This window comes from Pseudomonas sp. A0308, assembly GCF_044218815.1.
Taxonomy (GTDB): Bacteria; Pseudomonadota; Gammaproteobacteria; order Pseudomonadales; family Pseudomonadaceae; genus Aquipseudomonas; species Aquipseudomonas iridis.
This window is the reverse complement of sequence record NZ_CP162581.1, coordinates 6,249,039-6,260,945: the sequence shown is the minus strand read 5'-3', so window position 1 is coordinate 6,260,945 and position 11,907 is coordinate 6,249,039. Positions and strand designations below refer to the sequence as shown.

The 11,907-nt window shown below is 60.7% G+C and carries 16 protein-coding genes; all 16 read right to left on the bottom strand.

The genetic code is table 11. The annotated features are described in order from the left end of the window. Window positions 1–41: 41 nt before the first annotated feature. Window positions 42–422, bottom strand: coding sequence for a phage tail assembly chaperone (locus AB4P92_RS29005; RefSeq protein ID WP_395598606.1), 381 nt, complete (start codon window positions 420–422; stop codon window positions 42–44). A gap of 66 nt (window positions 423–488) precedes the next feature. Further along, on the bottom strand, window positions 489–1,148 hold the full coding sequence (locus AB4P92_RS29000; protein ID WP_395598605.1) for a phage tail protein: 660 nt from the start codon (window positions 1,146–1,148) through the stop codon (window positions 489–491). 62 nt (window positions 1,149–1,210) lie between these two features. Next, window positions 1,211–1,726, bottom strand: a complete 516-nt coding sequence (locus AB4P92_RS28995; RefSeq protein WP_395598604.1) for a Rha family transcriptional regulator — start codon at window positions 1,724–1,726, stop codon at window positions 1,211–1,213. 173 nt (window positions 1,727–1,899) lie between these two features. Further along, window positions 1,900–2,355, bottom strand: a complete 456-nt coding sequence (locus AB4P92_RS28990) for a phage tail tube protein (RefSeq protein WP_395598603.1) — start codon at window positions 2,353–2,355, stop codon at window positions 1,900–1,902. A 9-nt stretch (window positions 2,356–2,364) separates the two neighbouring features. Continuing rightward, a complete protein-coding gene (locus tag AB4P92_RS28985; RefSeq protein ID WP_395598602.1) occupies window positions 2,365–2,778 on the bottom strand; it encodes a phage tail terminator-like protein in 414 nt (137 codons plus the stop codon). Then, entirely contained in the window at window positions 2,775–3,200 is a 426-nt protein-coding gene (locus AB4P92_RS28980; protein WP_395599717.1) for an HK97 gp10 family phage protein, read from the bottom strand. Before AB4P92_RS28980 ends, AB4P92_RS28985 begins: the two co-directional genes overlap by 4 nt. Window positions 3,201–3,220: 20 nt before the next feature. Continuing rightward, window positions 3,221–3,610 (bottom strand): hypothetical protein, encoded by a 390-nt coding sequence (locus AB4P92_RS28975; protein ID WP_395598601.1) that lies wholly within the window; start codon window positions 3,608–3,610, stop codon window positions 3,221–3,223. A 3-nt stretch (window positions 3,611–3,613) separates the two neighbouring features. Then, on the bottom strand, window positions 3,614–4,636 hold the full coding sequence (locus tag AB4P92_RS28970) for a hypothetical protein (RefSeq protein ID WP_395598600.1): 1,023 nt from the start codon (window positions 4,634–4,636) through the stop codon (window positions 3,614–3,616). Further along, window positions 4,633–5,154 carry a DnaT-like ssDNA-binding protein gene (locus AB4P92_RS28965; RefSeq protein WP_395598599.1) on the bottom strand — a complete coding sequence of 174 codons (522 nt, stop codon included), beginning with the start codon at window positions 5,152–5,154 and terminating at the stop codon, window positions 4,633–4,635. The genes AB4P92_RS28970 and AB4P92_RS28965 overlap by 4 nt, the downstream gene beginning before the upstream one ends. Before the next feature lie 50 nt (window positions 5,155–5,204). Beyond that, entirely contained in the window at window positions 5,205–5,591 is a 387-nt protein-coding gene (locus AB4P92_RS28960) for a hypothetical protein (protein WP_395598598.1), read from the bottom strand. A 12-nt stretch (window positions 5,592–5,603) separates the two neighbouring features. After that, window positions 5,604–6,566, bottom strand: a complete 963-nt coding sequence (locus AB4P92_RS28955) for a DUF2184 domain-containing protein (RefSeq protein ID WP_115148304.1) — start codon at window positions 6,564–6,566, stop codon at window positions 5,604–5,606. Between the two features lies 1 nt (window position 6,567). After that, window positions 6,568–7,047 (bottom strand): hypothetical protein, encoded by a 480-nt coding sequence (locus AB4P92_RS28950; RefSeq protein WP_395598597.1) that lies wholly within the window; start codon window positions 7,045–7,047, stop codon window positions 6,568–6,570. A gap of 11 nt (window positions 7,048–7,058) precedes the next feature. After that, complete coding sequence (locus tag AB4P92_RS28945) at window positions 7,059–8,189, bottom strand: DUF2213 domain-containing protein (RefSeq protein WP_310219773.1); 1,131 nt, start codon at window positions 8,187–8,189, stop codon at window positions 7,059–7,061. After that, window positions 8,186–9,985, bottom strand: coding sequence for an anti-CBASS protein Acb1 family protein (locus AB4P92_RS28940; protein ID WP_395598596.1), 1,800 nt, complete (start codon window positions 9,983–9,985; stop codon window positions 8,186–8,188). Before AB4P92_RS28940 ends, AB4P92_RS28945 begins: the two co-directional genes overlap by 4 nt. Further along, the gene (locus AB4P92_RS28935) at window positions 9,982–11,262 is read right to left on the bottom strand and encodes a terminase large subunit domain-containing protein (protein ID WP_395598595.1); all 1,281 of its coding nucleotides are present in this window, start codon (window positions 11,260–11,262) and stop codon (window positions 9,982–9,984) included. The genes AB4P92_RS28940 and AB4P92_RS28935 overlap by 4 nt, the downstream gene beginning before the upstream one ends. Then, window positions 11,237–11,884: a terminase small subunit gene (locus AB4P92_RS28930; protein WP_395598594.1), complete on the bottom strand. Its 648-nt coding sequence runs from the start codon at window positions 11,882–11,884 to the stop codon at window positions 11,237–11,239. Before AB4P92_RS28930 ends, AB4P92_RS28935 begins: the two co-directional genes overlap by 26 nt. Window positions 11,885–11,907 lie beyond the last annotated feature (23 nt).

Here is an 11,907-nt window from a genome sequence, read left to right as displayed (position 1 = left end):
GGCCGTGGCGGATGGGGTGTAGACCGCCCGGACGACCTCGATTAGTTTCCCTTGCGAGCCTGGTTGTACGACTCCTGGTAGGCCATGACGATGGCATCAGGAACGGCGGCATAGCTGCGAACCAGGGCACGGATGTTTTCTTCGTTCAGTTCGTCGTCGAAGCCCCAGCCCTTCACGATCTGCTGTAGCTGGCCCACTTGGAAGTCTTCGGACACGCCCGACAGTTCGCGGATCGTGCCTTCCTTTTCGATCAGGCCGCGCAGCTCCTTGCCATTCCGAAGACTGGCATCGGCGAACTCCGCCAGTTCATCGCGGTTGAGGTATGCGAACACGAACGGGACTTTGACTGCCTTGTCACCAATGCGCGGGATCTCCACGTCGACTTTAAAGGTAGGGTTCTGCTGAATGGAAATCTTAGCCATGGGTGAAGCTCCTGATGCGAATAAGGTGGGGGGGTGGTCTATCTGGGGAAAGGGTGAAGCCGCGAGTTACGCGGCTTTTACGTAGCGAACCGGGCGACCGGACAGGGCGAAGTTCACTGTGCGGGTCATCAGGGCATTACGCTCCAGAGTCGGCGTATCAGTGATGGTGCAGAAGCCTGGGTACAGAATCTTGTCGCCGTTAGGCAGGTTCAGACGCAGGATGGTCTGGGTTTTGTTGTCGGTGTAGCCCTCAGCAACTGGCACATAGGCGGCTGTCGGCTGATCTTCAACAGTCAGCGCCATGCTCATCGGGTTGCGGTTGGTCGGGTACTGGCGGTCGTCATCGTCAGCCAAGTAGCCAACAGTCAGGAACTGCTGTTCGCCACCGGTCAGGGATACACCCGTGATCTTGGTGATTTCCACCCAGGTCGCCGCCAGCTGGAAGTTGCCCGCGCCGCCGCCGGCGGTGTAGAAATCGAGGTTCTCGGTACTGATGTTTTCCAGCGAGAACGTGTCGGTGGCCGGATCGGAAACGCGAACGGCTCGACCATTCAGCTTGCCCCAGTTCGACTCCAACAGGACGATGTCGCCCTCGAGCAAGCCGTTCGCTGTAGCGCTTGCCACGGCAGGGCTGGCGTTGCTGATGGCGGTGATCAGTTTGGCAGCAGAAAAGCTTGCTGCGAGTTGCATAGTCGCGCCGTTCGGAAGCGCAATGCGAGTAGCCATGGGGTATTACCTCTTAGTAACGAGAAAGCCCGCTCATGGCGGGTTATTGGGGTTCTTTAGTGTTAAGCGCTAAACAGTCGGTACTGACCGTCGCGCTCAATGGTCATTATCTTGGTTTCAATGGCTGGCTTCTTGATCTGCCAGCGCTGCAAGGTTCGTCCGGCCAGGCTGGCAATGCCCTTCTCCTGCCGGTATTCAAGCATCAGCTCGTTGCGAATATGGTCGTAACTCATGGCGCGCTGGAGCAGCTGATCGGCCATCCAGTTGAAGGCGTCAATGAAGCGCTCTTTGATCTGGTCCGCTTTCTCGCCAGTCAGCCCCATGGCGACAAACATAAAGCCATCCTTGGTCATCTCGTACATGGGCCGCTGCTCACCCTTCGCGTCCAGGTATTCAACGAGCGCAAAATTGCGCCGGTTGAATTCGGGCGAGCACTTCATGTTGGCAATCTTTCGCAAGACAGCCTTGTGCGCCCTGCCAAAGTAGGCAGCAACGCGCAGCGAAGTAGTTACGACCTTTCCTTGGTCGGCCATCACCATCTGCTGAAAGTCAGCATCGTTCAAAATCAATTCGCTCATTGCGCACTCCTGACTCGCCATTTAATAGAGGCATGCAGGCAGGGACGGAGGCGTACCCGTCCCTTTCGGGTGTACAGCCCTAGCCAGCATGAATATCCCGCGAGGGATTCGGTTTGCCTTGCGGCAGAAACAAAAAGCCCCGGCGAGTGCCAGGGCTTGATGGGCTTGGCTTTTCAGCCTGTAATGCGTTTGGGCGTGCCGATCACGGCTATGGTGATTGCGATTACCATCAGCTGGTTTCGGTCAAGGACCGGGATCATGGATCCGCTGGCGTAGCCCGAAAACACGATGCTGACCTGGCCGCCGGGTAGCTTGAACTTCCATGCCAGCGCCGCCCTGGAATCCCTTCCCAGCTCAATTGCCGTTGCGAATGCCGATCCCGGCGCATCCTGGAAGCTCATTTGAACGTCCATCAGGTTGCGGCCAGACGGTGTGCGAACGTCTTCGTAGCTGCCGAGTGGTGAGTAAACCGAGAACTTCTCGTCGCCGCCCGAATGGGTCAGCGCCGTTACCTTCTGCACCTCAATCCAGCTTGAGTCGCTTGGAACTGGCGGTGTAAGCGTGCCAGGTGCAACGGCCGGGCTTACCCAGATCGTGGTCCCGTTGGGTAGAGGGATACGCTTTTGCATTGCTCTGCCCTATGGCGGGGCGCTCCCGCGGTAAGTGAATGACGCGGGAACCGTGTATCTGACTGGGTCCGGGATCGTTGGCCCCTGCTCTACCGGATCTGTTACCTGGCCGAGAAATCCTGCGCGGTCCAGCCGCGAATCCAGCGGAAACAGCGCGGACATCTGGTCTACGATCTGCTCAGGAACCGAAATAGGCTCACCGTTTGGGGTGTAGATGCTGACCTGGTAGATGCCTCGGTACTCCAGCTCACTGGCATTCAGGTAGCGGCATGTGGTGCTGGCAGGCATCAGGAATGCGCGGACATAGACCTGACCCTCTAGCGGCGTGAACTCTTCGGTGCCGAATACGATCGGCATGGCCTGATCTTCGGCCCAGGCCGTCAGCTTTACCTCGATGGCGCGGCGCGCTCTGGCGTGACTCATTCCGCTACCTCTCGAATGGCCTGTGCCACGATGTCTTGAAAGCGCTCTTTGGTGATCCGCACCATGCCCGCCAGCGCTTGCTGGCTGTGGCCGTATTCCAGCGGAATCGCGTAAATTAGGTTGTTGACGATGTAGGCTGTCTGCCCGAACGTGAGCGGCTGAGCATCAGAGACAAGGGTGGCGATGGTTTCATGCCCTTCCTTGTCGTAGTTGTCGAGGCTGGCTGATGCTGGAGCGTCGATAGTCATTTGCCAGTTGCCCCGAAAGCGGCCCGTGTCCACCGGTGACAAGCGGATAACTGAAGATCCGATCTCGATCACGACCTTGCGGAACACTTCGTCCATGTCAGCCAGCGCCTGATCTCGGTACTGGCGCAGGGTCTCGGCAAACGAGCCGTTCAGGCCGCCATACCTTTCGGTCATGTGATGTGGTTGGTTCGCCATTACGCCCTCCCCTGCACTTCAAAGCCGACTGCGAGGCCCGCGTAATTCCACGGGTTGACCTGAATGACGGTGTAGAGCTTTCCGTCGAACAGGATCTTGTCTTGGGTAGCGGGCTGCGGCATATCCGAGCCAGAGAACTGCACGGGCGAAACCAAGAGCTTCACGTCGCCGATCTTGATCAGCGTGCCGTCAATGTCCTTCTGCTCATAGGTATCGCGAAATGCCGAGCCTGCGTAATTCGTGCTCGCCGTAGTTGCGCTGCCAGTGTCTGGATCTCTCGGCCCCTTCACTGATTTGGTCAGCGTCATCTCCAAACCTTTGCCACCTTTGCTTCGAGGCGCGAGCATCCGCACCGTCAGCGCTTTGCTCCGGTCGTAAATGTCGGGCATGAGTCAGTCCTTCAGGTGGTAGATGCAGATGCACCGGCAGCTGGCTGTTTCGTCATAACCGGCGCCCAGGCTTGAATCGCCCGGAAATCGCAGTAGCGCGCCGCTGTTGGTTTGGAATGCCTGCCCAAGCTTGGTGCGCACACCGCGCATGTATCGATGACTGTTGCGCACTTTTTCGTCGTTGCGATCACGCCATTCCTTCTCGACACGCTCGCGAGCAATGCCCTGCTCGACCAGCTGCTCCCACGCCTGATCGCGCCCAGCGTTGAGTGACTCATGCGCCAGGGTGCGGGCCAGCATTTCGGTATGGGTCTTTAGCAGCCGCTCAGAATAGCGCCCGGCAATCCTGTCCACGTCCTTGACCGCCACCGGCTTGCTGCTCGCGATGGCGCGGCTCACGATGCCGTCAAATCGACGATCACGCCGCGTCCGAGCCAGGTACTGCCTGAGCTGCGCAGGGTCGCCGCTGAGCAACTGGCGACGGGCATTGACGACAAACTGGGCGAAGTTACCGGGAAGCCCTACGACTCCGCCGGAGCGCACCCCGGTCTGCGGACTCACCCTCCCAATCAGGTCAAGCGCGGCCTGGCGGTTCGTGCGAACAACCGCCTGTGGCCCGCCGATAACCCGGCGAGAACCCATCACAGAGCGGATCGCCTCGCGGACGTTGTCGGTAGTCGTGTTGCGGGTTTCGACGATCTGGCGAGAGAGCCAATTACTGGCCTCGGCACTGGTGACGTCGAACTCTTTGCGACCCGCAACCTCTCGATCAGCCTGCGGAATGAAGATGGCCACCATCTCGAATCGACCGCCGGCAATGAACGAAGACCGAACCGACTCGATCAGCAGCGCCATTGCGCCCATGCTCAGCAGCTTGATCAGCCCATTTTCATCTTCGGCAGCCAGCAGGCGCTCCACCTCGATGACAGTGGCCGCATCAACTGTGGCGCGCACCGAATCGAGATAGGCCTTCTGCATACCGGGCTCCATGGCCTCGACCTTCTGGAGTATCTCGGCGGCGTTCATACAACGAACACCACGGGGAGCGCATACCGTGCAACCAGAACCGGAGCAATCATCTCGTCGATGATGCTGATCACCGGGCGGACAGATCCGGCGGCATCCGAACCCACCGACACGGCGAATTCAGTTTCCAGCGGCCCGACCTTCTCGCGCTTTACCAATGAGGCGGAAACGAAGTCTGGGCTTAGGCTGCCAGGCTCGACAAGCTCACGAAGTGCGGCTTCGTACGTAGCCTGCTCAACCTCGACGGGCACCTGGTCAGCGGGAATCGGGTTGCTCTCATAGTCATAGGCGCCGGTGCGCGGCCATTCCCTGGCTTGCCCTCTGCCCTCGGTCTTAACGCCGGGGAACAATGACTGCCACACGCCCGAAGCAAGAAGCTTCCGGTAGCGGCCGTCGATGTAGACCGATGCCCGGATCAGCGCAGCCTGCTTCGCCACTTCATCACCAACCCAGGCGGCATTCGCGCGCGCAGCGTGATAGGCGTCGGCAGCTGCGACGGTTCCGTAAAAGTCTGGCATCGGGATATCTCGAATAGGTGGAGCGTCATGCGCTCCGGTTTTGCGGGGTGTTACGCCTTGGCAGCAGCGAGTGCGGCCTGTAGGGCTTCCAGATTTGCTTCGGCATCGAACTCAACGTTCAGCGCCTTCAGCTCGTCGACGACCTTCTGCTTTTCGGCGGCTGCCTCGGCTTCTTCCAGCTTCTTGCGCAGGGTTTCGACTTTGCTGTTGCCAGCGGCATCGATGCCCAGCGCCTTCAGCTTGGCGAGCAGTTCAGCCTTTTCGTCGCCGTCGGCGGCAGGCGCCTTGCCATCGACGCTCATGAAGGCGAGACGCGACGCGCCTTTGTGCCCTTCTGGCGTCAAGTCCAGGTCTTGCGTTTCACCAGGGAGGACGTAGACAACGCCAGCCGTGGTGTGCACGCCCTGAAGCGCCTTCGAGTTGTTGGTCACTTTCATGTCGACCTCCTATCAGGCTGCTGGTGGGGTGATTTCGTCGAGGTACGCCACGGCGCCCGGCAGACGAATCTCGGTACCGCCGGTACGCGCGATGATGCCGGTCTCGAAACCCATGATGGACTTCTGACGCGGAGCCAGCACGCGGCGCGGCATTGGCAGGTGGAAGCGAACCACCTCCGGATCCTTCCGGTACGCAACTAGGCGACCGCCGCCATCAGCGGAAGCATTGCGAGCTTCGCGCAGCGGAGCGATGTCCAATGGCTGACCGGTTTCCGCGGTGTAGATGTTGTTCTTGCGCAGGTAGTCCAGAACAGTCATGAAGCCATCGCCGGCGCCCATGCGACGAGTAGCAATGTGACGGAAGGCGTCCGGCGGCAGGCGCAGCGTGTCAGCCCATTCAACCTCGCCGGTGTTTGTTCGGATACTCCCCAGAACACCGTTGACGTCGTCCAGAATCTGATCCGGCGTTTTGTTTGGCCAGAACGTCGAGCTGCCGGTACCGGTCGAAGCAGCGTCGACGCGGGAAACGTTGCCGTCGTTCAGCAGTCCGGTCCAGCGCTTCTCGGTGCTGCCGACGAACGCGATGGAGTTCAGCAGGCGCTCGACCTTGTCAGCAGCAGAGTCCGCTTTGGTGCCGCTCAGGTTGATGCCGTACAACTGCGCCTGGTTCACTTCTTCCAGGTTCCACTCCCAGCCAGAGCCGATCATCGCGAAGTCGTGCGATGCCTGATCGTGGGTTGCGGAGTTGAACGGCATGTCGGTACCGGAGCCCGACAAGAACTTCGCTTCACCGGCAGTATCGACGGTGAAAAAGGTGGTGCCGATGGCCCATGGGGCGCCCTCGGTCACGACCGGGATGCTTGCCGCGTAGTTGAACGCTGGGTAGCGGCGCGTGTAGATGCGGGTTTCGATGTTCCGGCCTTGGGCCAGAACGAACGGGAACGCCGACTGAGCGTCTTCGAAAGCTTGTGGCATGTTAAGCGCTCCGATGTTTGAGGGAGATTTCGACGATGTCGCCGTTCGCACCGGTGGTGTCGAAGAAGGCGCCCGGGATCAGCACGGCGCCGGCGGCGGCAGTCGTCACGTAACGGTTGGTGGCGGCGACGTAGTACACGTCATCGCCTGGCGCTACAGCGGCGCCGGCAGTTACATACATCTGGCCATCGGTCATGAACGCGCCGGTGAAGTCCTGCGGGTAGCCGTCGACCAGCGTCGAGCCAGTGGCAACTGGCGGGACAGCAGCAGTGAGCACGGCCAGGCCGAGGAACAGGGTGCCAGTGGCAGCGATCTTGTGATCGTTGCCAGCACCAGCCACACGGAAGCCAGGCGCGCCGAAGACAACGCCCTCAGCGTTCGAGACGGTGCGGCTGATCTTGTTGCACTTCTCTTCGTTGGCGACCAGGCCGGGCACGCCCTTGGCTGGAGCGTTGGTGTACGTGTTTTGGTAAGTAGCCATTGCTGTGCTCCTTATGCCTTCGGCAGGTGGGCGGTTTGCATGTCGGCAATCATCTGCAGACGCGCTTTTTCCGATTCATCGCCGACGGTCTTGCCGTCCTGCTGAATCATGTGTTTGCGGAACGGGTCGCCGGCCGGATCTTTGGCGGCGTCTTCGACCAGAATCTCGAAGCGCGCGTCGATGTAGGCGTCAGCCTTGCCGGCCACGGCCGCATCGCCCAGCTTGGCGACCACGACAGCCTTGCGGATGTCGGCGTCGGTCTTCCCGGTGTAGTCGGCGTCCGCGATCGACTTGGCCTTGCTGATCAGATCAGCGCGAGCGGTGACGCGCTTGTCGATATCGGCATCGCTGAGCTGCTTGGCCTTGAGGGCGTCGATCTCAGCGTCTTTCTTCGCCAGTTCGCCATCCTTCAGCGCCAGCGCAGCGGTATGCGCGTCGGTCAGGGATTTGATGTTTACCCCGGCATCGGCCAGCTGCTTGGTCAGCTTGTCGATCGCCTGGGCGCCTTGGTCGGTCGTCTGGACGGACAGGCCATCAACGATGACCGTACGCAGTGAATCAGCCATGTCATGGCCTCCTTGGGGGGTGTGTGGTTTATGGTCACCGATGCGAAGGTGCTCGCCACCCCGAGCGCGATGCTCAAGGCTGAGGTGATTCATTTTCATAGGGCCGAGGAAGCAGTCGTACTGCTCGCCATCGGGGGAAACGCCATCCTGAAACACGACTTCGGCGCCGTAGCCCATGGACAGCTCTCGCTTGCCGGACTCGTAGTCCTCGATCGCCTTGGCGTCCATCAGCACCAGCGGCACCTTGACGAACTGCCCGTCGCGGACAACCTCGCCACCGGTTTGGCCGATCGCGACGTCTTTCCAGTTCTTGGAGTTGACGCCGTCCCCGCCCGGGTGGCCGTTGGTCATTGGCCGGTAGGCGTACGAGTGCATGGCGTCAGCGTGGAAGACCGCGCTCTCTGGCCGGTACACACGAACGATTGGCTTATCCCGCAGGCCGTGTTCGTTGTCCGGGTCGATCTCGGTACCCAGATAGTCCTGGATGCCGGTGCGCGCGACTCGAGCCTCGGCCACCAGATAGCCGTCCTCGGTGCGCCGCACTCCCGTGACTGGCACGGAGTCGGTGAAGATCATGGGGCGAGCTCCTCGAAGATCTCAGGACCCAGCTCAATCGCGCCACGGTATGGCTCGACCTTGTCGATATCGACGCTGCCGGGTTCGTAGGTGAAGGTGATGTGGGGCTGATAGTCCGGCCAGTCCCAAGAGGCGCCAGCCTCAACGATGGAGACGTGCCGCCAAGCCAGTTCGGAGCTGTTGAACAGCAGCACCACCGCGCCTTCGCCGAACTTGTCGATCAGCCGTGCGCCACCTGGTGCAATCTTGAGCTGGCCCTTGCCATCGCCCGACCATGACTCGCCAACCTTCATCCAATCCACCGGGTTGCGGCTGTAGGCAACGGTGACGTGCAGGTCAGCAGCCGGGACGGTGGATTCAAAGCCCTGCGACTTGGCCCACGCGATGACCTCGGCGCCGTTGATGACCTTGCGGGACACATACAGGGAGCGAGGCGCGGCGTCAGTGATCGCTTTCTTCGCCACCGGCCGACCCGCGGCGGTGCCCGGCAGGTCGGCGTCGTCATCGTCTTCATCGGGCAGCTCGGCGCCGAACTTCTCGATCGCCGCTTCCAGACCCGGCATTACGCTCAGCTCGACCAGCAGGTTCACTGCGGCGGTCGAGAGCGCATCCTCAGGGAACAGTCCGGAGTCTTTCAGCGCCTTGATGGTGTCCGCTGTGGTCTTGCCGATATCGGCCCGCTCTTTCGCCGTGGCCTGCCAAAGTGGCGCCCAGGTGTAGTGCACCTCTTTCGGCCGACTGCCGAGCGCGGAGCGGATCAAGCCCTCATCCAGCACGCTCATGGCTGGCTTGATCTCCAGCTTCTGGCGTGAGGCGACGTTGTCGTAGTAGTTGCGGGTGTTCTCTTCGCCGTTCGCGCCGAGCCCTGTCGAGGACTGGCCGAACATGCGGGTTCCTGGGATATCGAACGCGCCGGCGACGCCCTGCTCTGTCTTGGCGATCACTTCAGGCAGGTTGCCGAAGCTCGCCGATTTGGAGCTGTGCGTCTCTTGCCCGTCGAGGATCAGCGTTCCGTTGATCCCCTTGGCCGTAGCGGCAAGCCGCAAGCGCTCCAGCAGCAAGCGCTCGTAGTTCTTGTCCTGCATGCTCGACATCAGGTTGGGGATGTTGATGACGTCGATCTTGGCCTCGTAGACCAGACTGACCACGTTGGCGACCGTCTCGTCGTAGTGACGTACGGCCGGCATGGCCGACAGCAGTACCGAATCACCCCAGCCGAAGCCCGTGCCTATGGCAAGCTCGGGGTCTGGATGCGGCACGCCTACAAAGATGACAAGGCGCGACGGGTGAATCTCCACCGTCGAACCGGGGAGCCGGTAGGCCTTTGGCTTGCCGAAGCGCGGGCTTTGCGGGTCCTGCTCGATCTCCGTGGCACTGAGTTGGCGGCGAGTCATCACCGTCAGGTACTTTATGCCGCCCTTCCCGACTCGATCCGGCTTCAGCTCAGATGCCGTGTCACGCTCACCGGTGCCGATGAACACTGCGGCCCCGCCGAACAGTCGAGCCTTCAATAGGGCCTCCAGAATCTTGCCCTTGACGTTCAGGCGATCCTCTTCGGCTTCGATCAGCTCGATCTGAGCCTTGTCGGCCTGCCAGTTGCGCCAGTTGCGGCACGCATCAACGGCCGGGATGCTCACGCCTTTCTGCGCCGTCCACGAACCACGGAAAGCGTTCAGCAGTTGCTGGTCATCCATCACTGGGAGCGCGTAGTGCGAGTGCGATGCCTTGTCGCGCGCAGTACCCAGTCCTGCGACCAGGTTCTGCAGGCTGTCTTTCAGATAAGTGAATGCGCTCATTGGTCGCTCACGTTCGCGAGTGTGTAGCTGCCCGCAATCGGGAAGCGCTGGACAATGAAGTAGCCGAGTGCGTCGACCGGGTCTTCAGTGCCGTCCTTGTTGGGTTCGCCGTTTTCGCTGTAGGCCTGCTGTTCGAGCACCTGCGTACTCACCGGACAGTTGTCGGTGTTCACCAGGTAGCGGCGCTTCTGATCGATGTTGAGGAACATGGCGTTCACGGCCAGCACCCGATCGCGAACCGCTGGGTTCGACGGGTTCACCATGACCATAAAGCCGGCGGCGCGGAGCAAACTGTGGTCTGACTCGCTGCCGCTGACGCTCTTGCGGTTCTTGCCGCTGGCGTCCGGGTAAACCGTGATGCTGTGGCCCGGATACCGCCGTTTGAGCTCGACGATCATCGCCGGCGTGTCGAACAGGTGCGTGGCCTCTTCCAGCAACAGCGGCAGCCCGTCACGAATGACATGCACCGTCGCGGCCATCCGGTTGATGTTGAAGTCCATGCCGACGTGCAACTGCTCGCCCGGGCGAATCGTGGCGTCCGTGTGGTTCTGCTTGCGGCAGAAGTTCGGGTACACGCTGCCCGACGTCAGGTTGACGAACAGGCCGTCGATGTATGCGTCCACCAGGTTGGCCGGGTACGACTCACGCAGCGACTTGATGTAGTCCTTCGGCAGGTTCTTCGCGTTTTGCCGCGTCGAAGCGTGCACGATGCCGTACAGCGGGCGCTGGCTCGGGTTGGCCGCCAGCTCCTTGACGAACTTGCGATAAACCCAGTTGAAGCCCTCCGGCGTCGTGGTGACGTCGATGGTGTTCATGGCCCGCGTAGGCCAAACCGTGGACATCCGCGCGATGATCTTCTTCCAGGCGCTGTCAGCCTTCTTAATCGCCATGCAGTCGATCTCGTCGACCAACGCATGAGCTATGTTGAAGCCGACGATGCGGTGCGGGTGCTCCATGCTCTTGCAGACGATCGTCGACAGGCACCGGCCTCGGTTGTCGCGCAGGTACACGCGTTTCTTGCTCGGTACGATGTCGGCGAACAGGCCGAATGCCTCGGCCACCACCGGCATGGTGTCGTAGAAGATGTCCGCGATCTGCGGATAGGTCGGCGCGAAGTAGCCCTGCGGAATGCCTGGGTGCTCCAGTGCGTTGATGCACATCCGGACACATCCCACGAACGTCTTGCCGCTACGGTAGCCGCCGACGAACGCTGAAAACTTCTTGGGGTGACTGATGAACTCGAACTGCGGCTTATTCAGCTTCAGGGTCGCTTGCATCTTCTACCCCGATGATTACTTGTTTGGGCTCGGGCAGGCCCTGATTCGGGTCTTCCAATTCGCGGCGCAGCTTCTCGTTGAGCAGGCGCTTGTTCTCGACCTCGATGCGTTTGAGCTCGGTTTCGAGGTCGGCATGGCCAGGCGGTGAGAACATTCCAAGGTGACGGCCGATATCGACCAGCGCGCCCTTCTTATCGTGCAGCTTGACCTTCAAACCGTCCCGACTCTGGGACACCTCGGCAATGGCTGCCGCCGTAGAGTCATCCACCTCAGTCGAATCGATCAGCGCTAGGCCGTGATACGGAACCATGTCCTCCGCATTGCCTTCTTCGTCCTCGACCATGCGGACCTGCGTCTCACCCCAGCGCACGACCTTACGGATGTCGCTGAAGCCAATCTTGGCCAGTTCTTTAAGAACCATGTCCTGGGTGATCTCTACCCGGCTCGACCGCGCTTTCATCCCCTTTTCAATTGCTAACTGGATGTCAGGTTTTGTCAGGTTCTCGTTGCTGATGGATCTGGCTGTCCTTGCGCTGTATCCCGCACGAATAGCGGCTTGCGTGGCATTCAGGTCTATCAGGTACTCGTCGACGAAGCGCTGCTGTTTTGCTGTCAGCGCCATAGGGATTCCTTGAGACTGTGGTG

What these genes read in the sequence shown, in the direction of transcription:
- AB4P92_RS29005 (WP_395598606.1), bottom strand. Translation starts at nt 422, where the DNA reads ATGGCTAAGATTTCCATTCAGCAGAACCCTACCTTTAAAGTCGACGTG.
- AB4P92_RS29000 (WP_395598605.1), bottom strand. Translation starts at nt 1,148, where the DNA reads ATGGCTACTCGCATTGCGCTTCCGAACGGCGCGACTATGCAACTCGCA.
- AB4P92_RS28995 (WP_395598604.1), bottom strand. Translation starts at nt 1,726, where the DNA reads ATGAGCGAATTGATTTTGAACGATGCTGACTTTCAGCAGATGGTGATG.
- AB4P92_RS28990 (WP_395598603.1), bottom strand. Translation starts at nt 2,355, where the DNA reads ATGCAAAAGCGTATCCCTCTACCCAACGGGACCACGATCTGGGTAAGC.
- AB4P92_RS28985 (WP_395598602.1), bottom strand. Translation starts at nt 2,778, where the DNA reads ATGAGTCACGCCAGAGCGCGCCGCGCCATCGAGGTAAAGCTGACGGCC.
- AB4P92_RS28980 (WP_395599717.1), bottom strand. Translation starts at nt 3,200, where the DNA reads ATGACCGAAAGGTATGGCGGCCTGAACGGCTCGTTTGCCGAGACCCTG.
- AB4P92_RS28975 (WP_395598601.1), bottom strand. Translation starts at nt 3,610, where the DNA reads ATGCCCGACATTTACGACCGGAGCAAAGCGCTGACGGTGCGGATGCTC.
- AB4P92_RS28970 (WP_395598600.1), bottom strand. Translation starts at nt 4,636, where the DNA reads ATGAACGCCGCCGAGATACTCCAGAAGGTCGAGGCCATGGAGCCCGGT.
- AB4P92_RS28965 (WP_395598599.1), bottom strand. Translation starts at nt 5,154, where the DNA reads ATGCCAGACTTTTACGGAACCGTCGCAGCTGCCGACGCCTATCACGCT.
- AB4P92_RS28960 (WP_395598598.1), bottom strand. Translation starts at nt 5,591, where the DNA reads ATGAAAGTGACCAACAACTCGAAGGCGCTTCAGGGCGTGCACACCACG.
- AB4P92_RS28955 (WP_115148304.1), bottom strand. Translation starts at nt 6,566, where the DNA reads ATGCCACAAGCTTTCGAAGACGCTCAGTCGGCGTTCCCGTTCGTTCTG.
- AB4P92_RS28950 (WP_395598597.1), bottom strand. Translation starts at nt 7,047, where the DNA reads ATGGCTACTTACCAAAACACGTACACCAACGCTCCAGCCAAGGGCGTG.
- AB4P92_RS28945 (WP_310219773.1), bottom strand. Translation starts at nt 8,189, where the DNA reads ATGATCTTCACCGACTCCGTGCCAGTCACGGGAGTGCGGCGCACCGAG.
- AB4P92_RS28940 (WP_395598596.1), bottom strand. Translation starts at nt 9,985, where the DNA reads ATGAGCGCATTCACTTATCTGAAAGACAGCCTGCAGAACCTGGTCGCA.
- AB4P92_RS28935 (WP_395598595.1), bottom strand. Translation starts at nt 11,262, where the DNA reads ATGCAAGCGACCCTGAAGCTGAATAAGCCGCAGTTCGAGTTCATCAGT.
- AB4P92_RS28930 (WP_395598594.1), bottom strand. Translation starts at nt 11,884, where the DNA reads ATGGCGCTGACAGCAAAACAGCAGCGCTTCGTCGACGAGTACCTGATA.